Consider the following 19579-nt stretch of genomic DNA (forward strand, 5'->3'; position numbering starts at 1 on the left):
GTGGGCAAAGCGAAGCGTGCCCACCACTTCTTGTCACAAGCACGAAAGACTGATGGTGGGCACGGCGCTACGCGCCTTTGCCCACCCTACAGCGCCTGCGAGCTTACCGCTCGAACGCGGCCTTCAGTGCGTTGAGGTGCGGCACCAGCGGGTTGCCGATCGCGATGTGCTCTGCCGGCGGGGTGTGGATGGTGGTGTCGAGGCGGCGCACGCGGGTCTGCAGGCTCATCGAGCGGTGGATCAAATCCTGCAGCTGCAAGGGCAGCTTCTCGATGGTGTCGGCGGGGCCCGGATCGGCCGCGCTGAGCTTGACCTTGGTCTTCTCGCGGTTGGCCTGGACCAGCGTCATCTCGCCTTCCTTCACCGCGCGGTGCAGCAGCAGCCAGGAGGCGAGCTGCATCAGGCGGGTGGTCAGGCGCATGCTCTCGGTCGCGTAGGTGAGGCTGACGGCGCGATCGAGCGCCTTGGCCTCGGTGCGGCCGGCACCGTCGAGATAGGCGGCGGTCTCTTCGACGAGGTCCATGCCCTCGCGGAACAGCGTGCCGAACGCCGCAGAATTGGTGAACCGCTCGCTAAGTTGAACGAGAGCGCCGTCGGCCTGCAAACGTTCCATGGTTAACGCCCCTTACGCAACTGTTTACCTGTCCGGCTTTGCGCCGGCTTATGATGAACAAATCATTGCGCGGGCGGGACGCGGAGTCCAGCGACAAGCACGGATATGGTTTCCGCGGGTCTTTCCTCGGAATTCAACCGCAACGAGACGCAAAAAAGAGCCGCCGGAAGACCGGCGGCTTTGAAAGTTGATAACAGGGAGGCGTCAAACAGAGTGGACAGGAGCCACTCGGTGTCCAAACGAGGACAGTTCCAGTCATAAACCCGAAAGCTTAATCGACCGTAAACGAACTAATTTTTTGAGATTTCGTTAGCCATGTCGGTCAGTGGCCGAGTGCACTGCGGAACAAACTCTCCGTCGCCCCGGCGAAGGCCGGGGCCCATGACCACAGGGTGGAGTTGTCGCGCCAGCTGGTAATTACGAGTGATCGCCAAATGACTTGCACGGAGTATGGGTCCCGGCCCCCCGTGCGCAATTGCGCACTAGGCCGGGACGACAACGATTACGACTTGAAAATACTGTTCGCCGCATCGCGCGAGGCGCGCTTTTTCGCGGCAGCTTCTTCCAGCCTTGCGATCTCGGTCTTGAGCAGGGCGACGCGCTCGGTCAGTTCCTCCACGGACAACAGTGAGAGATCCTGTCCGATTTCGTGCATGATCTTCTTGCGCGGGCGGTCGTCGTCTTCCGTCGCCATGATCGTTCCTCCTGCGTTCGCACCGGTCACACGGCTGAGGCGGTTGCCAGCTTGGACCGCGCTGGCTAAGCAATGGCCTCGTTTCCTCCCGCACCTTTGCTCAAGGACACATCATGGACAAGCTGCCCGCGCAAATGACCGTGGTCGCCATCTCCAAGCCCGGCGGACCGGAGGTGCTGGTGCCGGAACAGCGGGCGCTGCCGCAGCCCGGTCCCGACGAGATCCTGGTCAAGGTGCAGGCCGCCGGCGTCAACCGGCCCGACGTGGCGCAGCGCTCCGGCGCCTATCCGCCGCCGCCCGGCGCCAGCGATCTGCCGGGCCTCGAGATCGCCGGTGAAGTCGTCGCCGTCGGCAGCAATGCCAAGCGGCACAAGATCGGCGACAAGGTGATGTCGCTGGTCGCCGGCGGGGGCTATGCGCAGTACTGCATCGCACAGGACGCCCAGGCGATGAGCGTGCCGCCGGCGCTGTCGATCAAGGAAGCCGGCGCATTGCCGGAAACCCTGATGACGGTCTGGCACAACGTGTTCGAGCGCGGCGGCCTCAAGGCTGGCGAGACGCTGCTGATCCATGGCGGCTCCTCCGGCATCGGCACCATGGCGATCCAGCTTGCGAAAGCCTTTGGCGCGAAAGTGTTCGTCACCGTGGGATCGCAGGACAAGATCGATGCCTGCCTCAAGCTCGGGGCCGACCGCGCCATCAACTACAAGACCGAAGACTTCGTCGCCGTGGTGAAGGCAGAGACCGGCAATGCCGGCGTCAACCTGATCCTCGACATGGTCGCTGGCGAGTATGTGGACCGCAACTACGACGCCGCCGCGGTCGACGGCCGCATCGTCCAGATCGCGACCCTCAACGGCCCCAAGGTCAGCGTCAACATCGCCAAGGTCATGGTCAAGCGCCTGACCCATACCGGCTCGACGCTGCGCCCCCGTAGTAATGCGGACAAGGCGGCGATGGTGGCCGCGATCGAGGCGAAAGTGATGCCGCTTCTGCGCGAAGGCCGGGTCAAACCGGTGATGGACAGCGCTTTCCCGCTGGAAAAGGCGGCCGATGCCCACCGGCGCATGGAGACGAGCGCACATATTGGCAAAATTGTGTTGGAGGCATAGGCCTCTGACCCACAGGGCAAGGCGGAAACCCTTTGATTTTCCTCGCTTTCGTGGCATCTATCGCGACGCACCGAACCAATTCTGTCCGGTCTGAAATCGCCTTGCACACGAAGTTTGCGTCGAACGCGGAGAACTGACCTTGCGTCTGATCAGGTGCCTCGCGCCCATCGCGCTGGGCCTCATGATTGTTGTCGCCGCGCTCCCGGCGCGCGCGCTCGACGCCGTCAGCGTCCGCGGTGACGCGCCCGCGATCGACCTCACCGGCGTGCTCGAGCATCAGCGCAGCGATGCCGACCGCATCCAGGTCTCGACCGCGCCCGGCACCGACGGCATCGTCCGCCGCATCGAGGTGCGCGCCCGCGAGGGCGGCCAGAACTGGGTGGTGTTCGCGCTCGCCAACAATACCGACGACCAGCTCGACCGCCTGATTGTCGCCCCGCATTACCGCATCGTCTCGTCAGGCCTGCTGTGGCCCGACCTCGGGCTGTCGCGCATCGCGACCATCACGCCCTCGACCGGCGACCGGCCGGAGCGGCAGGAAAGCCCGACCGCCGACGTCTTCCGCGTCACGCTCGACCCCGGCGCGGTCATCACCTTCGTCGCCGAGCTGCGCACCGACAAGCTGCCGCAGCTCTATCTGTGGGAGCCCGAGTCCTACAAGGACAAGGTCAACTCGTTCACGCTCTACCAGGGCATCGTGATCGGCATTTCGGGGCTCCTGGCTCTCGTCCTCACCATCCTGTTCGTCGTCAAGGGCAGCATCATGTTCCCGGCGGCCGCGGCGCTGGCCTGGGCGGTGCTGGTCTATATCGGGGTCGATTTCGGCTTCTGGGGCAAGGTGCTCGACATGTCGAACAACGCCGAGCGCATCTGGCGCGCGGCGGGTGAAGCGATCCTGGCGGCGACGCTGCTGGTGTTCCTGTTCGCCTATCTCAACCTCAGTCGATGGCATGTGCGCTATTCGCACATTACGGTGGGCTGGCTCGCCTTCCTCGGCTCGCTGGTCGCACTCGCGCTGTTCGACCCGGCGGTGGCCTCCGGCATCGCGCGCATCTCGCTGGTGCTGATCGCCTTCGCCGGCTTCGCGCTGATCGTCTATCTCTCCACCCACGGCTTCGACCGCGCGGTGCTGTTGATCCCGACCTGGTTCCTCCTCGTGGTCTGGGTGGTCGCGGCCGGCATGACGGTGGCAGGCTCCGTCACCAACGACATCGTCGGCCCGGCGCTGCTGGGCGGCCTCGTGCTGATCGTGATGCTGATCGGCTTCACGGTGATGCAGCACGCCTTCGCCGGCGGCGGCGCCACCACCGGCGTCGTCTCCGACATCGAGCGGCGCGCACTGGCGCTCGCCGGTTCCGGCGATCTGATCTGGGACTGGGACGTTTCCGCCGACAAGGTCTTCACCAGCCCCGAGACCGAAGCCCTGCTCGGCCTCAAGCGCGGCACGCTGGAAGGCCCGGCGGCATCGTGGCTGGAAGTGCTGCATCCGCTCGACCAGGACCGTTTCCGCGCCGCGCTCGACAGCGTGCTCGACCAGCGCCGCGGCCGCCTGGTGCAGGATTTTCGCCTGCGCACGCCGGACGGTCACTTCATGTGGTTCGCGCTGAAGGCGCGGCCGGTGGTCGGCTCCGACGGCGAGGTCTCGCGCGTGGTCGGCACGCTCACCGACGTCACCGAGCTGCGCAACGCCGAGGAGCGCCTGCTGCACGATTCCGTGCATGACAACCTCACCGGCCTGCCCAACCGCAAGCTGTTCATGGACCGGCTGGGTGGGGTCGCGCATTTCGCCAAGACCATGCCGACGCTGCGGCCGACGCTGATGGTGATCGACCTCGACCGCTTCAAGCAGGTCAACGATTCCGTCGGCATCGCGGTCGGCGATTCCATCCTGCTGACGCTGGCCCGCCGCCTCACCCGCATCCTGAAGCCGCAGGACACGCTGGCGCGGCTCGCCGGCGACCAGTTCGGCCTGATCCTGCTCTCGGAGCAGGATCCCGCCCGCATCACCGCCTTCGCCGAGACCATCCGCAAGACCATCCGCGCGCCGATCGCCTTCAACGAGCGCGAGATCTTTCTCACGGCCTCGATCGGGCTCGCGCTTTCCGATCCTCAGACGCAGTTGACGGACGAGATCATCAAGGATGCCGAGCTGGCGATGTATCACTCCAAGCGCATCGGCGGCGACCGCATCGACGTCTACAAGCCGGCGATGCGCGCCCGCAAGACCGACCGCCTGACGCTGGAGAGCGAGCTGCGCCGCGCCATCGAGCGGCAGGAGCTCACCATCCTCTACCAGCCGATCGTGCGGCTGGAGGACCGCTCCGTCGCGGGCTTCGAGGCGCTGGCGCGCTGGGACCACCCCAAGCTCGGACGCATGGCGCCGTCGGAATTCATCACCATCGCGGAAGAGACCGGCCTGATCGTCGACCTCGGCATGTTCGTGCTCGACCAGACCGCAAAGCAGCTCTCTATCTGGCAGCGCGCGATGCGCTCGCGCGAGCCGATCTTCGCATCCGTCAACGTCTCCTCGCGGCAGTTGCTGCGCCATGACCTGATCCACGACATCCGCACCGTGCTGTCGCGCTCCTCGGTGGCGCGCGGCACGCTGAAGCTCGAATTGACGGAATCGCTGGTGATGGAGAACCCGGAGCACGCGGCGCAGATGCTGACGCGGATCCGCGAGCTCGGCACCGGGCTGTCGCTCGACGATTTCGGCACCGGCCATTCCTCGCTGGCCTATCTCCAGCGCTTCCCGTTCGACACCATCAAGATCGACCAGTCGTTCGTGCGCACCACCAACCGCGGCACCCGTCCGGTGATCCTGAAGTCGATCATCGCGCTCGCGCACGACCTCGGCATGGACGTGGTGGCGGAAGGCGCCGAGACCGATTCCGACGCGGTCGAGCTCTACCAGATGGGCTGCGAATACGCGCAGGGCTTTGCCTTCGGCGAGCCGATGGACGCCGATGCGGCGATGCGCCTGCTGACGGAAGTGCGGCTGGAAGCGGCGAGCTAACCTCCCTCTCCCTTTTTTGAGGCGCCGCCCGCGAAGCGCGCGGGGTGAGGTGCCGATGAGGCCGTGCTTGATCCAGATCAATGGGCCTCTGCTCAACCGCCGCGAAAAATGGCGCGCAGCATTCGATCCAGAACGGTTTCGTCATCGAGGTCGTTGGGCTCACCACTGTCGTTCTCGGCGTGCCCACACGCGTCAAGCGCAACGGCTCGGATGAGCAAACCAGGCGTCCTTCTCAGGAGTCACGGATGACCCGGCACCTTTTCTACGCGATCACCCTCATAGGCACCGGAATGTTCCTCGCCTCGTCGGCCGAAGCAGTGACGGCTGCACGATGCGAGGATCGAGGCGCAAACTGCGTCGGCACATGTGCCGACTACACCGGCGGGGCCGGTGACGTTCGGGGCCGCCACAACGTGTGCGTGCGCGCCTGCGACCGGCAGACGACCCGATGTCTGATACGAGCACACGCCGCCGACGAACGCTGGCCCCGTGAGCGCCAATGAAGGCCTTGGTTCGGCACCGCGGCTAGCGGCAACCGTTCTCACGCTCGCGGCGGATCGCGCGTCCACCTGATCTAGCTCGGCCTGCGGCGCAACCCCATGACCAAGCCGAGACCAACCAGTAGCGAAATCGCCGCAAGACCGCCCCAGACCATTCCCGCCTGCTCGAGATAGACGTCCTGCGAGACCGGGTCGTAGCAGCGGCCGAGCTCGTTAAAGCAGCTGCGCCAGCGCCAGTAGCGGGCCTCGAAGGCCAGCGCGAAGAGCACGCCCAATCCGGTCAGCGCTGCGCCAGAAATCCCCCTCAGCCAGCGCAGGATCATGCGGCTCGCTACCACCGTTTCTGCGACTTCTTCTTCGTGAACCGCACGCTCTGGCCGTCCGGCATCCGTGTCGCCACGAACCCGGCGGCGAGGCAGGCCTCGCGCTGCGGCATCTGGATGTCGGGGCTGCGCAGGCTGTCCCACCACGAGGCGCGGTTCGCCGCGCGCGGCAAGGCCGCGCCGATGATCTCCTCGATCTGTTCAAAGCTCAGCACGAATTCGTCCTGCTTCTGCCGCAGCAGATAGTCGCGCAACGCGTCGTAATCGTTCACCGTCGTCCTCTCGTCCGAAGCCGGGTTTGCCCGATCAGGCCTGCCCAAAACCGTGAGCCGCATCAACCGTTTCTTAACTCATTGCGGCAGTGCCGTCCTACCTTAAACACTACTCAAGCTTTCGGGCGCATCCACTAGGATCGGGAGCAAACGATGCTGTCTGGATGGCGCGAAGTCATGGCCCGCCGGCCGTGGCGAGTCTCGGCGAAATTGCTGATCATCTCGTCCGTGGTGACGGTGATCGGCTTTTCCGCCATTTGCGTCAACGTCATGCTCGACATGCGCCGCGGCGAGGAGGCGCTCGCCCGCCAGACGCTGGAGAACCTGGCGACGACCATCGATTCCGATGTCAGCCGCAACATCGAGATCTACGACCTGTCGCTGAAGGCGGTCGCCAACAACATGCTGCTGCCCGAGCTCGCCACGGTCTCCAAGACGGTCCGCCACCTCATCCTGTTCGACCATGCGACCACGGCACGGCATTTCGGCGCCATCCAGGTATTCGATCCCGACGGCAGGCTGACCATCGACGCCTCCTCGCTCGATCCCCTGCCCGAGGTCAGGAGCGACGAGGATTACTTCAGGGTTCATCGCGACAATCCGGAAGCCGGGCTCTTCATCAGCCGGCCGATGCTGTTCCGCGGCGCCTATTCCATCGTGCTCAGCCGGCGCATCAGCGACACCGACGGCGGCTTCCTCGGCGTCGTCGCCGGCTCGATCCGCTTCAGCTATTTCCACGAATTGTTCGAGCGCCTGAGCCTGGACCCTGAAGACACCATCACCGTGCTCAGGCGCGACCGCACCATCATCATGCGGCGGCCGTTCGATCTCGATGTGATCGGCAAGAACCTCGCCGAGCGGCCGGCCTGGAAGGCCGACAATCTGAAGGTCGGCAGCGCGTTCGCCGGACAGGGCCCGGTCGACGCGACCCCGCGGCTCTACGTCCGCAGCAGCGGGTCCAGTCCGCTGTTCGTGGTGGCCGGCAAGCCGCTGAGCGCCGTGTTCGCGCTGTGGCAGAAGGAGGCAATCCGCATCGGCGCCGTGGTGCTGGCGCTTGCGCTGTTCGTGCTGGGATCGACGCTCGTGCTCGCACGCGAGATCGGCCGGCGCGCCGAGGCCGAGCGCAAGCTCGAGGAGATGGCAACGACGGACGCGCTCACCGGCCTGAAGAACCGCCGCAAGTTCGATGCTGTCATCGACGTCGAATGGCGGCGCGCGATGCGCCAGAAGACGCCGGTCGCGCTGCTGATGATCGATGCCGATCACTTCAAGACCTACAACGACACGTTCGGCCACCAGGCCGGCGACCAGCTGCTGGTCGGCATCGCCATCTGCGTTTCCGATTCGGTGAGCCGCGCCGGCGACTGCGCCGCCCGCTATGGCGGCGAGGAATTCGCGGTGCTGCTGCCGAACACCTCCATCACCGAGGCCTTCAGGATCGCCGAGGCGATCCGCGGCAAGGTGCTGGGCTGGTCCGACGATACGGCGACGTCGACGGTCTCCTGCGGCATCGCCAGCCTCGTCCCCGCCGCCGGCATGGACTGGTCGATCCTGGTCGCCGCCGCCGACAAGGCGCTCTATGCCGCCAAAGCCGGCGGCCGCAACCAGTCCGTGGTCGCGAGCCTTCCGAAGCTGTCGCTGGTGGCCTGAGGAGCGGCTCGTCGTAAGCGGTGCCGCACACCACACTCACGGTGTCGTCCCGGCGCAGGCCGGGACCCATACCGCGTGATCTATCGTTGCGGACGATAGCAGTACCGAACGACGAATCTTCGCCAAACCACTCCCTGGGGTTATGGGTCCCGGCCTTCGCCGGGACGACATCGTGGAGGGATGGTGGCTTCCCAAACTCGAGATGCGTGCGCGGAAATAGCCCCGCGCTACTGCCCCAGATACTTCTTCATCTCCGCGATCAGTCCGTCGCGCAGCTCGGGGCGCTTCAGGCCATAGGCGATGTTGGCGCGGAGGAAGCCGGGCTTGGAGCCGCAATCATGGCGCTCGCCCTCGAACTCGACGCCGTAGAATTTCTGCGACCTGGCGAGGCCGATCATGGCGTCGGTGAGCTGGATCTCACCGCCGGCGCCGCGCTCCTGGGTCTCCAGGATCTTGAAGATTTCCGGCTGGAGGATGTAGCGGCCGGTGATGGAGAGGTTGGAGGGCGCGGTGCCCTTGGCCGGCTTCTCGACCATGCCGTCGACCTCGAACATCTTGCCGCTGCGCTTGCCGACGCCGCAGATGCCGTATTGATGGGTGAGATGGTCGGGCACCGCCTCGACCGCAACCAGGTTGGATTTCTCGCCGAGCGAGGATGCCATCTCGATCATCTGCTTCAGGCAGCCCGGCGTGTTGAGCACGAGCTCGTCGGGCAGCACGACCGCGAACGGCTCGTTGCCGACGATGTCGCGCGCGCACCAGACCGCGTGGCCGAGGCCGAGCGGCGCCTGCTGGCGGGTGAAGCTGACGGCGCCGGCTTCCGGCTGGTTCTGCGCCAGGATCTCCTGCTCGGCCTTCTTGCTGCGCGCAGCCAGCGTCGCGTCGAGCTCGAACATCTTGTCGAAATGATCTTCGATGACATTCTTGTTGCGGCCGGTGACGAAGATGAAGTGCTCGATGCCGGCTTCCCTCGCCTCGTCATAGACGTACTGGATCAGCGGCTTGTCGACGATGGTCAACATTTCCTTCGGCATCGCCTTAGTGGCGGGCAGGACGCGGGTGCCGAGGCCGGCGACGGGGAATACGGCTTTGCGAATTTTCATGGGATCGATCGAATACCTGAGGACGTGAACGGAGCAATGTGATCTTGCTAGCTTGTTTGCAGCCGCTAACAAAGGCGGATGTGGGGCCTCGCCCTCACGGAGTTGAGAAAAAGGCCGACACCAAAATTTCATCTTTGTTAAGCTATTGGCAACCGCAACCGGGCCTCCTGATGGCGGATTTTTGGCCGGACAGGTGGGACATGATGCAATCAGTGGCAGGGCTGGCAAAACGTGCTGGATCCGTGACCAGCGGAGCGTTGGTTGCGGCTGCCTTGCTGCTGCCGGCTTGCGCGCAGGCCCAGGCACAGAACGGCCTGTCGAACCTGTTCGGCGGTATTTTCTCCGGCTCGAATCCGGCGCCTGCGCAAGCCCCGCCAGGCCCCGGCGGCGCGCAAACAGGAGCCCAACCTTGGAGCGGCGAGGACGGTGCCTCCGGCCATCCGCTGATGACGGCGGCGGCGATCCGCGAGGCGGCCTCCAATTTCAACAATTGCGTTGCAGGGATGTGGCCCGATGCCGCACGGCGCGGCATCACCCAGGAAAATTTTCAAAGCTTCACCGCAGGGCTCGCGCCCGACCTGCGCATCATGGACCTGATGGACTCGCAGCCGGAGTTCACCAAGTCGATCTGGGACTATCTCGACATCCTCGTGAACGACAACCGCCTCGCCAAGGGCCGCGAGGTGCTCGCCAAGTACAAGGCGCAGTTCGATGCCACCGAGAAGGCCACTGGCGTCGATCGCTACATCATCGCCTCGATCTGGGGCATCGAGTCCAATTACTCGACGCAGATGGGCGACCGCAGCGTGCTGCAATCCACTGCGACGCTCGCGTGCATCGGCCGCCGCCAGGCCTATTTCAAGGACGAATTCCTCTCCGCGCTGGAGATCCTCAATCGCGGCGATCTGCGCCCTGAGCAGATGCGCGGCTCATGGGCCGGCGCCTTCGGCCCGACCCAGTTCATGCCGACCGCGTTCAAGCGCTTTGCCGTGGACGGCGATGGCGATGGACGGCGCGACGTCGTCGACAATCCCACCGACCTGATCGCTTCCACCGCCAACAACCTGAAGAAGGACGGCTGGCAGGCCGGCCAGACCTGGGGCTTTGAGGTCGTGGTGCCCCAGGGATTCAACTACATGCAGGCCGACCGCGCCAAGGCGATGACGATCGCGCAGTGGGAGAAGCTCGGGCTCAAGCGCCCGACCGGCCAGCCCTTCCCGCATCCGGCCGAGAAAGCCTATCTGCTGGCGCCGGCGGGCGCGCAAGGGCCGGGCTTCCTGATGCTCCAGAACTACCGGGTCATCATGAAGTACAACCCGGCCGAGGCCTATGCGCTGGCGATCGGTCATTTCGCCGACCGGCTGCGCGGCGGGGCGCCCTTCGTGCAGCCCTGGCCGCGGCAGGAACGCGAGCTGTCGCGGACCGAGCGGCTGGAGCTCCAGCAACTGCTGGCCCAGCGCGGCTTCTACAAGGGCACCCCGGACGGCCAGTTCGGCGGCCAGACCCGGGAGGCGCTGCGCAATTTCCAGGCCTCGATCGGGGTCCCCGCCGACGGTTTTGCCTCCTCGGACGTGCTGGAACGGCTGCGCGGACGGTAGAATCGGGCCGAAAGTAACCCTGAACAGGGATTTTGCCTGCCGGCCTTGACGGGAGCGGCTGTTCCCCGGTGTATGGCCAAAGAATCTGCAACGGAATCTGCCCGTTTGGCGCCTGATTCCGTTATTATATCGAGCCTATCCAGACCCCGTTGCGCGTGCCCGAGATCGCATGTCGAAGAAGTCCCTGTTCAAAGCGCTGACCGAGACCGGCCCGTTGATCGCGCTGGGGACGGCGCTTGCGATTCTGGTGTCGGTCGCAGGACCCGCCTCGGCGCAGTTCTTCAACTTCCCCGGCTTCGGCGGTCCGCCGCAGCGCTCGGCGCCGCCGCCACCGCGTAGCGGTGGAGGCGGAGGCGGCGGCGGCTGGTTCGGCGGCGACTTCTTCGCGCCGTTCCAGCAGCAACAGCCGCAGGCGCCGCGCCAGGATTTTTCGCGCGCGCCGGCACCTAGCAAGCGCGACACCATTCCCGACAAGAACGTGCTGGTGATCGGCGATGCCATGGCCGACTGGCTCGCCTACGGCCTGGAAGACGCCTACAGCGAGCAGCCCGACATGGGCGTGATCCGCAAGCACAAGACCACGTCCGGCCTGATCAAGTACCAGCCGAAGGGCGAACCTTCGGACTGGGCGGCTGCTGCCAAGGGCATCCTCGAGACCGAGAAGCCCGACATCATCGTCGTCATGCTCGGCCTCAACGACCGCATCGCCATCCGCGAGCCCGTCGCCGACAAGCCGGCAGACAAAGACAAGAAGAACGAGAAGAGCGAGAAGAACGACAAGGGTGCGCGCGCCAAGCCGCAGGGCAAGCCGGGCGATGCAAAACCCAACAGCCCCGACACCGCCGCCAAGCCGGACGACAAGCCGGCGGATACCGATCTGCCGCAGGATGACGCCGACAACGCCGACGCGCCGCAGACCGCGGCTCCCGAGAAGACCGCGCGCAACCCGAACGGCCTCTACGAATTCCGCGACGATCGCTGGGTCGAGCTCTACGGCAAGAAGATCGAGGAGCTGGCCAACGTCCTGAAAGCCAAGGGCGTGCCGGTGCTCTGGGTCGGCCTGCCCGCGATCCGCGGCCCGAAGGGCACGGCGGACATGCTGTTCCTGGATTCGCTCTACCGCGAGGGCGCGGCCAAGGCCGGCATCACCTATGTCGATGTCTGGGACGGCTTTGTCGACGAAGCCGGCCGCTTCCTCCAGAAGGGCCCGGACTTCGAGGGCCAGATCCGTCAGCTTCGCACCTATGACGGCGTCTTCTTCACCAAGCCCGGCGCGCGCAAGCTGGCTCACTATGTCGAGCGCGAGATCACGCGCCTGCTCGCCGGCCGCTCCGGCCCGATCGCGTTGCCGAGCGAACCGGCAACGCCCGACACCAGCGCCGAACCCGGCAAGCCCGCACCGCGGCCGCTCGCCGGCCCGATCGTGCCGCTGGTTGCCGCCTCGATCTCGACCGATCAATTGCTGGGCGGCCCCGGCTCGCGTCCTGCCGCCGTCGATGCGCTCGCTGCGAAGACGATGGTGAAGGGCGAGCCGCTGGCGGCCCCCGCAGGCCGCGCCGACGATTATGCCTGGCCGCGCCGCGAAGTCGGCCGCGAGCAGGCCAAGGGCGATACCCCGATGGCCGCGACCACGCCTGACGGCAGCGCTGCTGTTCCCGGCACACCGAGTGCGGCCGCCGCGATCGCGCCGCCGAAACTCGCACCGAAGAAGCCGCCGGTGGTGCAGCAACCGGCCCAGGCGGCGCCGTCGTTCCGTGATTTCTTCGGCTTCGGCTCGCCGCAGCCAGCGCCGCGTCAGCTGGCGCCGGCGCCAGGGCCGCGCAATCCAGCTCAAAACCCCGCAATCCCGCGTCCGCCGGGCAATGTCGGGCGAGCGGCGGAAGTCCGGTAGTCCTTGCTCTGAATTGAGGTATCATTCCGGGGCGCGCCTCTTGGCGCGAACTATGGTGCACAATTGCGCACCGTAGCTCGCGCTTCGCGCGCGCCGGAATGACGGCACGGTTTCTAGCCGTAATAGCGCCAGCGTGGCGGCGGGCGACGTGCGGGCCGTGACATCAACAGCGCGAGCGCGAAGCCGATGCCGCCGGCGATCAGCAGTGAGCCCAGCGGATTGTCCTGCACCTTGCGCGCAATCGCCTGCGTGCCATCGCGAAAAGTCTCGCCGCTGTTGTCGTAGGCATCCTTGGCGTAGCCGGCCGCAACCTCGCCGGCGTCACGCACGGCGTCCTTGGCCTGGCCGTAGAGATTCTGCACGGTGCCGGCGGCCTCGCGCGCCTTGCCCGATGCTTCTGTCTGCGCATCGCCCACCAGATCTCCGACTGCGCCTTCCGCGCGGCCAGCGAATTCCTTGGCCGATCCGACAATTCGATCCTTGTCCATGTGGTCCTCCTCGGGGGTCAGCCGGAGTAACCGATCAGGCGCAGCGCAGTTCCAAACGCCGAGAGCAATCGCCTACAGAATGAGCCCGCCATCGACGACCAGCGTCTGGCCGATGATGTAGGACGACAGCGGGGAGGCCAGGAACAGCGCCGCGCCCGCCATGTCGGCCGGCGTGCCCAATCGCCGCAGAGGAATGCGCGACAAGGCACCTTCGAGCCGCTTGGGATTGTCGGTCGTGACCTTCGTCATCTTGGTGTCGACGAGGCCGGGCGCGATGCCATTGACGCGAATGCCGTCCTCGGCCCAGGCCTCCCCTAACGTGCGCGTCAATCCGACCGCGCCGGTCTTCGACGCGTTGTAGGCGGGGTTGCCCATGGTGGAATGATAGGCCGCGGTCGACGACACCATGATCAGCGCGCCCTTCGCATCCCGCAACATGGAATGAAACCGCGTCGCACAGGCCATCAGGCTCATCAGATTGACCTCGACCACCTTGCGGAAACCGCTCATCTCGAACTCGCCACGACGATAGATCACCGCGCCCTGTGCCAGCACCAGGATGTCGAGCCGATCGAAGGACGGCTTGAAGGCTTCGATCGCACTGGGGTTGCTGACGTCGAGCTGCGCGTAGGCAAGATCGGCGAGATCGGAGCCTTCCTCCGCCGAATATTCCGCAGGCTGAGCACGCGTACCGCAAACCGCGACATGCGCGCCCCTGACGCGAAAGGCCTGTGCGATGCCGTTGCCGATGCCGCTTGAGCCGCCGACGACCAGCACCTGCTTGCCTGTGAAATCGAGCTCGTTCGCCATCGCGGCCTCCCATTTTATTTTGCTTGTTTGACCTGTCTGCGGATCGATGCCAGCCTTGTCCATCTCATAACAAGAAACAAGAGACGCGAGGAAACGGCATGTCCGAATTCAAGGAGCTCAGCCGGTCGGTGAAGGGCCTGACCGTTCTCGTCACGGGTGCGGCGAGCGGCATGGGGCGCGCGACGGCGCGCGTGTTCGCCGCCGAGGGCGCGAATGTCGCGGTGACCGATTACGACGAGCAAGGCGCGATCGCCGTCGCGAAGGAGATCGCAACGAGCGGCGGGTCGGCGAAGGCCTGGAAGCTCGACGTCGCCGACGGCGGCGAGATCAAGCGCGTGGTCAATGACGTTGCAGCGCATTTCGGCGGGCTCGACATCGTCGTCAACAATGCCGGCATCTCCGTGCGCGTCGCGATCGATGACGAGACGTACGAAAGTGCCTGGGCCAAGGGCATCGCGGTGATGCTGACGGCGCATCCGCGTATCATCCGCGCGGCGCTGCCTCACTTGCGCAAATCGAAGAGCCCGCGCATCGTCAACATCGCCTCGACCGAGGCGCTCGGCGCAACTGCATTGCACAGTCCCTATTCGGCGGCGAAGGGCGGCGTGGCGAGCCTGACCCGTTCGCTCGCGGTCGAGTTCGGCCGCGAAGGCATCACCGTCAACTGCATCTGCCCGGGCCCGATCCGCACGGCGATCACCGACCGCATCTCGGAGGAGCACAAGACCATCTATGCCAAACGCCGGACGGCACTCGGCCGCTACGGCGATCCCGAGGAGGTCGCACATATGACGCTGAGCCTGTGCCTGCCGGCCGCGTCGTTCCTGACCGGCGCGGTGATCCCGGTCGACGGCGGCCTGATGGCGCGGAACGCGTGAGAGGCATCCAAGGGGGCGTAGCCTGGATGAGCGAAGCGACATCCGGGACTTTGCCTGCACCGTTCCCGGGTATCGCGGAGCCTGTCATCGGGCGGCGCTTCGCGCCGACCCGTTGGCTCACCCGGGCTACATCTTGCCTGCTACTGGCTGCCATGCGCCCCGAGCGTTGACAACTACGAGTGCGGGAGTAGCTTTTTTGCCAACAGAGCGGGAGCAACCGCTCGCGGTCCGCGGGAGAAAACGCCATGACGATCGCCATCCGGCAGCTTCAGACGCATTTTGCCGGCGAGATTTCCGGCCTCGATTTGCGAAAGCCGCTCACGCCGGATGAGGCGCGCGAGGTCGAGTCCGCCATGGACAAATACGCGGTGCTCGTTTTCCACGACCAGGACATCACCGACGAGCAGCAGATGGCTTTCGCGCTGAACTTCGGCCAGCGCGAGGATGCACGCGGCGGCACGGTCACCAAGGAGAAGGACTATCGGCTGCAATCCGGCCTGAACGACGTCTCCAATCTCGGCAAGGACGGCAAGCCGCTGGCCAAGGGCAGCCGCGCGCACCTGTTCAACCTCGGCAATTGCCTGTGGCATTCCGACAGCTCGTTCCGCCCCATTCCCGCAAAGTTCTCGCTGCTGTCGGCGCGCGTGGTGAACCCGAAGGGGGGCAACACCGAATTCGCCGACATGCGCGCCGCCTATGACGCACTGGACGAGGAGACCAAGGCCGAGATCGAGGACCTCGTCTGCGAGCATTCGCTGATGTATTCGCGCGGCTCGCTCGGCTTCACCGAATACACCGACGAAGAGAAGCAGATGTTCAAGCCGGTGCTGCAACGCCTCGTCCGCACCCATCCCGTCCACCGCCGCAAGTCGCTGTATCTCTCGTCGCATGCCGGCAAGATCGTCAGCATGAGCGTGCCGGAGGGACGGCTGCTGTTGCGCGATCTCAACGAGCACGCCACGCAGGCCGAGTTCGTCTACGTCCACAAATGGAAGCTGCATGACCTCGTGATGTGGGACAACCGCCAGACCATGCACCGCGTCCGCCGCTACGACCAGTCCCAGCCCCGCGACATGCGCCGCGCGACGGTGGCGGGGACGGAGCCGACGGTGCAGCAGCAGGCGGCGGAGTAGCGCCGAACATTCCGCCGTCGTCCCGGACAAGCGCAGCGAAGCGGAGCGCCGATCCGGGACTCATAACCACAGGAAGTAGTTTGGCGAAGACTCGTGGTTGAGAGTTCGCGCCGCAACTCCTCCCTGGGGTTATGGGTCCCCGCCTTCGCGGGGACGACACCGAGAGAGTGGCACCAGCTACGCGTGTCCCGCCTCGTTCGAGAGCATGCCGGGATCGATGCCGATCTTGCGCAAGGCGCGGCCGTATTTTTCGTCGACGTCGTCGCCGAAGATCAGGTCCGCATCCGCATCGCAATGCAGCCAGCCATTGCTCTGGATCTCGGTCTCGAGCTGGCCCGGCGCCCAGCCGGCATAGCCGAGCGCGAGGATGGCGTGCTTGGGGCCGGAACCGTTGGCGATCGCGCGCAGGATATCGACGGTTGCAGTGAGGCAGACGCCGTCGTCGATCCGGAGCGTCGCGTTCTCGATGTAGAAATCGCTGGAATGCAGCACGAAGCCGCGCCCGGTATCGACCGGACCGCCGCGCAGCACCTTCATGCTTTCGGCGTTCTCCGGCAGCTTGATGTGCTCGCCCTTCCTGATGATGCCGAGCTGCTGCAACAGCTCGGGGAAGTCGATGCTGCCGGCGGGATGGTTGACGATGATGCCCATCGCGCCTTCGGCCGAATGGGCACAGAGATAGATCACCGAGCGCTCGAAGCGCGCATCACCCATCACGGGCATGGCGATCAGGAGGCGGCCGTCGAGGTAGCCGGCCGAACTGGGGGGCGCGGGACCCGTGCTGCGGGTGCTTTCGCCCGTCCTCTTGCCTGTGGGAGCCATCGGTGAAGCACTCCGGTTTCAATTCCTATCCTGATGTTGGGCCCGGCCGCTGTCAAATCAAGGCTTGCAGAGACCTGATTCGAGTGCATCCATCACAAGCAATTCAATGGTTTGCCCCGGGTTGCCCCTGTAAAGACGTACCATGCTCACAAGAGTTCCCCTGCGTGCGGCGATCGGCGTCGCGACAACCCTGCTTGCGTCGTCGCTGACCCCCGCAGCTCGCGCCGACGACGCCTCGCCCTGGCAGCGCGACGGACATTCCGCGGTGCGCCTATTGGCGGGATCACGCAGCGGCGCCGTATTGCTCGGCGGTATCGCCTTCCAGCTCCAGCCGGGCTGGAAGACGTACTGGCGTACGCCCGGGGATTCCGGCGTTCCTCCCCGGTTCGACTTCTCGAAATCGGAGAATGTCGAAGCGGTGACGGTCATGTGGCCGGCGCCGCTGAAATTCGACGACGGCGCGGGCGGCCACTCGATCGGCTATCGCGACCAGGTCGTGCTGCCCCTGCGCATCGTCGCCAAGGCCGCCGACAAGCCGGTGACCTTGCGCGCCGAGATCAACTACGCGGTGTGCGAAAAGCTCTGCATTCCTGTCGAGGCCAGCGCCGAGCTCGGCTTCAACAGCGTCGCCTCGACCGAGGACGCGAACTTGCGTGCAGCGCTCGACACCGTGCCGAAGCCGGCCAATATCGGCGACCCCAATCCGCTGACCATCCGCGACGTCAGGCGCGACGGGCCCAAGAACGTGGTGGTCGACGTCGTCGCGCCGGCGGATGCGCGCAAGGTCAATTTGTTCGTCGAGGGGCCGACGCCGGATTGGTCGCTGCCGATCCCGGCACCGGTCGAGCCCAGCCCGCCCGGTGTGAAACGCTTCTCCTTCGAGCTCGACGGGCTGCCGCCGGGCGCCAAGCCCGACGGCGCGGCGCTGAAATTCACGCTGGTCGCGCCGGATAAGTCGTACGAGTTCAATACGAATTTGGAGTGACTGTCGTCCTGGCCTAGTGCGCAATTGCGCACGGGGGCCGGGACCCATAGCCACCGAGCCTGGTTTGGCGAAGACTTGTCGTACGGGATTGTCACCGCACCCCATCGATAGATCACGCGGTATGGGTCCCGGCCTTCGCCGGGACGACACCGGTGACCCAACCGAATCTTAACGAATGGTTGCTAATTCCCAGGGTTACTGCAGCAAGGCTGCCGCTGCATGCGGGACGCCTGGGGACTCTTCGAATTGGCCGTGATGGATGCAGAACCCGCAACGAGCGGACCGGCCGGGCTGATCGCGCGGCTGCGGGCCAAGCTCTCGGGCGGATCGAGCGAAGCGTCGCTGACGCGGCGGCTGGCCGGCACCATCTTCATCATCCGCGTCATCAGCGCGGGCCTTGCCTATTTTTCGCAGGTTCTGCTCGCGCGCTGGATGGGCACGTCCGACTACGGCATCTATGTCTATGTCTGGACCTGGGTGCTGCTGCTCGGCAGCATGATGGACTTCGGCATCTCGGCCTCCGCACAGAAGATCATTCCGGAGTATCGGACCAGCGGCGAGCTCGCGCTGCTGCGCGGCTTTCTCTCCGGCAGCCGCTGGCTGACCTTTGCCGCCTCCACGCTGATGTCACTCGGCCTCGCCGGCATCGTCAAGCTGCTCTCGCCCTGGATCGATCCGGCCGAGGTGCTGCCGCTCTATATCGGCTGCATGACGCTGCCCGCCTTCGTCGTCGCCAACACCCAGGACGGCATCGCGCGCTCGCATGACTGGATGCAGCTCGGCCTGATGCCGCAATTCATCATCCGCCAGGCGCTGATCATCGGCATCACGGCCTCTGCCTTCCTGCTCGGCTATCATCTCGGCGCGAGCGCCGCGATGATCGCGAGCCTAGGTGCGGTGTGGATCGCGATGACCGGGCAGATGGTGGTGCTGAACCGCAAGCTCGCCGGCCATGTCGGGCCCGGACCGAAGGCCTATGATGTCGGCGGCTGGCTCGCCGTCTCGCTGCCGATCCTGCTGGTGGAGAGCTTCTACCTGCTGCTGTCCTACACCGACGTGCTGGTGCTTCAGCAGTTCCGCCCCTCCGACGAGGTCGGCGTCTACTTCGCGGTGGTGAAGACGCTGGCGCTGGTCTCGTTCATCCACTACGCGATGTCGGCGACGACAGCGCACCGCTTCGCCGAATACAACGCTAGCGGCGACAAGGCACGGCTGTCGGCCTACGTCGCGCATGCCATCAGCTGGACGTTCTGGCCGTCGCTGGCGGCGACCATCGTGCTGCTGGCGCTCGGCAAGCCGCTGCTCTGGCTGTTCGGGCCGCAATTCGTGGTCGGCTACGACATCATGTTCGTCGCCGCAATTGGCCTGGTCGTGCGCGCCGCGATCGGACCGGTCGAGCGACTGCTCAACATGCTCGGCCAGCAGAAGATGTGCGCGCTGGCCTATGCGCTGGCCTTCGTGATGAACGTCGTGCTCTGCATCGCGCTGGTACCGCGCTACGGCGGCCATGGCGCCGCGGCGGCGACCTCGATCTCGCTCAGCTTCGAGACGGTGCTCCTGTTCTGGATCGTGCGGCAGCGCCTCGGCCTGCACGTGCTGGCGTTCGGCAAATAGACCCCTCGCCTGCCCTGCCCCTTGGGGAACGCCTGTTGCGTAACAGGCTCGGGAACGAGGCGAAACGACTGCCGATC

18 protein-coding genes are annotated in these 19579 nt (G+C 65.6%); 10 read left to right on the plus strand and 8 right to left on the minus strand.

From position 1 onward, the window contains the following. Positions 1-103 precede the first annotated feature (103 nt). On the minus strand, positions 104-613 hold the full coding sequence (locus tag A3M7_RS0112125; protein WP_027544193.1) for a DUF1465 family protein: 510 nt from the start codon (positions 611-613) through the stop codon (positions 104-106). Positions 614-1115: 502 nt separating this feature from the next. Beyond that, on the minus strand, positions 1116-1307 hold the full coding sequence (locus tag A3M7_RS0112130; RefSeq protein WP_027544194.1) for a DUF1192 domain-containing protein: 192 nt from the start codon (positions 1305-1307) through the stop codon (positions 1116-1118). Positions 1308-1420: 113 nt separating this feature from the next. On the opposite strand from A3M7_RS0112130, the gene A3M7_RS0112135 reads away from it, so the two are divergent. From A3M7_RS0112135 to A3M7_RS0112145, 3 genes are all read left to right on the plus strand, one after another. After that, positions 1421-2419, plus strand: coding sequence for an NAD(P)H-quinone oxidoreductase (locus A3M7_RS0112135; RefSeq protein ID WP_027544195.1), 999 nt, complete (start codon positions 1421-1423; stop codon positions 2417-2419). A 139-nt stretch (positions 2420-2558) separates the two neighbouring features. Continuing rightward, complete coding sequence (locus A3M7_RS0112140; protein WP_027544196.1) at positions 2559-5435, plus strand: EAL domain-containing protein; 2877 nt, start codon at positions 2559-2561, stop codon at positions 5433-5435. An 80-nt stretch (positions 5436-5515) separates the two neighbouring features. After that, the gene (locus A3M7_RS0112145; RefSeq protein WP_027544197.1) at positions 5516-5938 is read left to right on the plus strand and encodes a hypothetical protein; all 423 of its coding nucleotides are present in this window, start codon (positions 5516-5518) and stop codon (positions 5936-5938) included. 71 nt (positions 5939-6009) lie between these two features. On the opposite strand, the gene A3M7_RS43965 is transcribed toward A3M7_RS0112145, so the two are convergent. Continuing rightward, the gene (locus A3M7_RS43965) at positions 6010-6258 is read right to left on the minus strand and encodes a hypothetical protein (protein WP_049823336.1); all 249 of its coding nucleotides are present in this window, start codon (positions 6256-6258) and stop codon (positions 6010-6012) included. An 8-nt stretch (positions 6259-6266) separates the two neighbouring features. Then, the gene (locus tag A3M7_RS0112155) at positions 6267-6530 is read right to left on the minus strand and encodes a hypothetical protein (protein WP_027544198.1); all 264 of its coding nucleotides are present in this window, start codon (positions 6528-6530) and stop codon (positions 6267-6269) included. A gap of 153 nt (positions 6531-6683) precedes the next feature. On the opposite strand from A3M7_RS0112155, the gene A3M7_RS0112160 reads away from it, so the two are divergent. Beyond that, positions 6684-8180, plus strand: a complete 1497-nt coding sequence (locus A3M7_RS0112160; RefSeq protein ID WP_027544199.1) for a diguanylate cyclase — start codon at positions 6684-6686, stop codon at positions 8178-8180. A 227-nt stretch (positions 8181-8407) separates the two neighbouring features. Here A3M7_RS0112160 and A3M7_RS0112165 read toward each other — a convergent pair whose 3' ends face one another. Continuing rightward, positions 8408-9283, minus strand: a complete 876-nt coding sequence (locus A3M7_RS0112165) for a UTP--glucose-1-phosphate uridylyltransferase (RefSeq protein WP_027544200.1) — start codon at positions 9281-9283, stop codon at positions 8408-8410. Positions 9284-9486: 203 nt separating this feature from the next. On the opposite strand from A3M7_RS0112165, the gene A3M7_RS0112170 reads away from it, so the two are divergent. Continuing rightward, positions 9487-10881: a lytic murein transglycosylase gene (locus tag A3M7_RS0112170; protein WP_371090182.1), complete on the plus strand. Its 1395-nt coding sequence runs from the start codon at positions 9487-9489 to the stop codon at positions 10879-10881. Between the two features lie 169 nt (positions 10882-11050). Then, a complete protein-coding gene (locus tag A3M7_RS0112175; protein ID WP_027544202.1) occupies positions 11051-12772 on the plus strand; it encodes an SGNH family hydrolase in 1722 nt (573 codons plus the stop codon). 113 nt (positions 12773-12885) lie between these two features. Here A3M7_RS0112175 and A3M7_RS0112180 read toward each other — a convergent pair whose 3' ends face one another. Together A3M7_RS0112180 and A3M7_RS0112185 are read right to left on the minus strand one after the other, a co-directional pair. Continuing rightward, positions 12886-13260, minus strand: a complete 375-nt coding sequence (locus tag A3M7_RS0112180; protein ID WP_027544203.1) for a CsbD family protein — start codon at positions 13258-13260, stop codon at positions 12886-12888. 72 nt (positions 13261-13332) lie between these two features. After that, complete coding sequence (locus A3M7_RS0112185; RefSeq protein WP_027544204.1) at positions 13333-14070, minus strand: SDR family NAD(P)-dependent oxidoreductase; 738 nt, start codon at positions 14068-14070, stop codon at positions 13333-13335. Positions 14071-14168: 98 nt separating this feature from the next. On the opposite strand from A3M7_RS0112185, the gene A3M7_RS0112190 reads away from it, so the two are divergent. Together A3M7_RS0112190 and A3M7_RS0112195 are read left to right on the plus strand one after the other, a co-directional pair. Continuing rightward, positions 14169-14948: an SDR family NAD(P)-dependent oxidoreductase gene (locus tag A3M7_RS0112190; RefSeq protein WP_027544205.1), complete on the plus strand. Its 780-nt coding sequence runs from the start codon at positions 14169-14171 to the stop codon at positions 14946-14948. A 245-nt stretch (positions 14949-15193) separates the two neighbouring features. Continuing rightward, positions 15194-16081, plus strand: a complete 888-nt coding sequence (locus A3M7_RS0112195) for a TauD/TfdA family dioxygenase (protein ID WP_027544206.1) — start codon at positions 15194-15196, stop codon at positions 16079-16081. A 177-nt stretch (positions 16082-16258) separates the two neighbouring features. On the opposite strand, the gene A3M7_RS0112200 is transcribed toward A3M7_RS0112195, so the two are convergent. Then, complete coding sequence (locus A3M7_RS0112200) at positions 16259-16903, minus strand: YqgE/AlgH family protein (RefSeq protein ID WP_027544207.1); 645 nt, start codon at positions 16901-16903, stop codon at positions 16259-16261. 142 nt (positions 16904-17045) lie between these two features. On the opposite strand from A3M7_RS0112200, the gene A3M7_RS0112205 reads away from it, so the two are divergent. Both A3M7_RS0112205 and A3M7_RS0112210 read left to right on the plus strand, forming a co-directional pair. Further along, complete coding sequence (locus tag A3M7_RS0112205; protein ID WP_027544208.1) at positions 17046-17888, plus strand: protein-disulfide reductase DsbD domain-containing protein; 843 nt, start codon at positions 17046-17048, stop codon at positions 17886-17888. Positions 17889-18134: 246 nt separating this feature from the next. Beyond that, positions 18135-19502, plus strand: a complete 1368-nt coding sequence (locus tag A3M7_RS0112210) for a flippase (RefSeq protein ID WP_027544209.1) — start codon at positions 18135-18137, stop codon at positions 19500-19502. Positions 19503-19579: the final 77 nt, after the last annotated feature.

It is taken from the genome of Bradyrhizobium sp. WSM2254, assembly GCF_000472645.1.
In the GTDB taxonomy this organism is placed as follows: Bacteria; Pseudomonadota; Alphaproteobacteria; order Rhizobiales; family Xanthobacteraceae; genus Bradyrhizobium; species Bradyrhizobium niftali.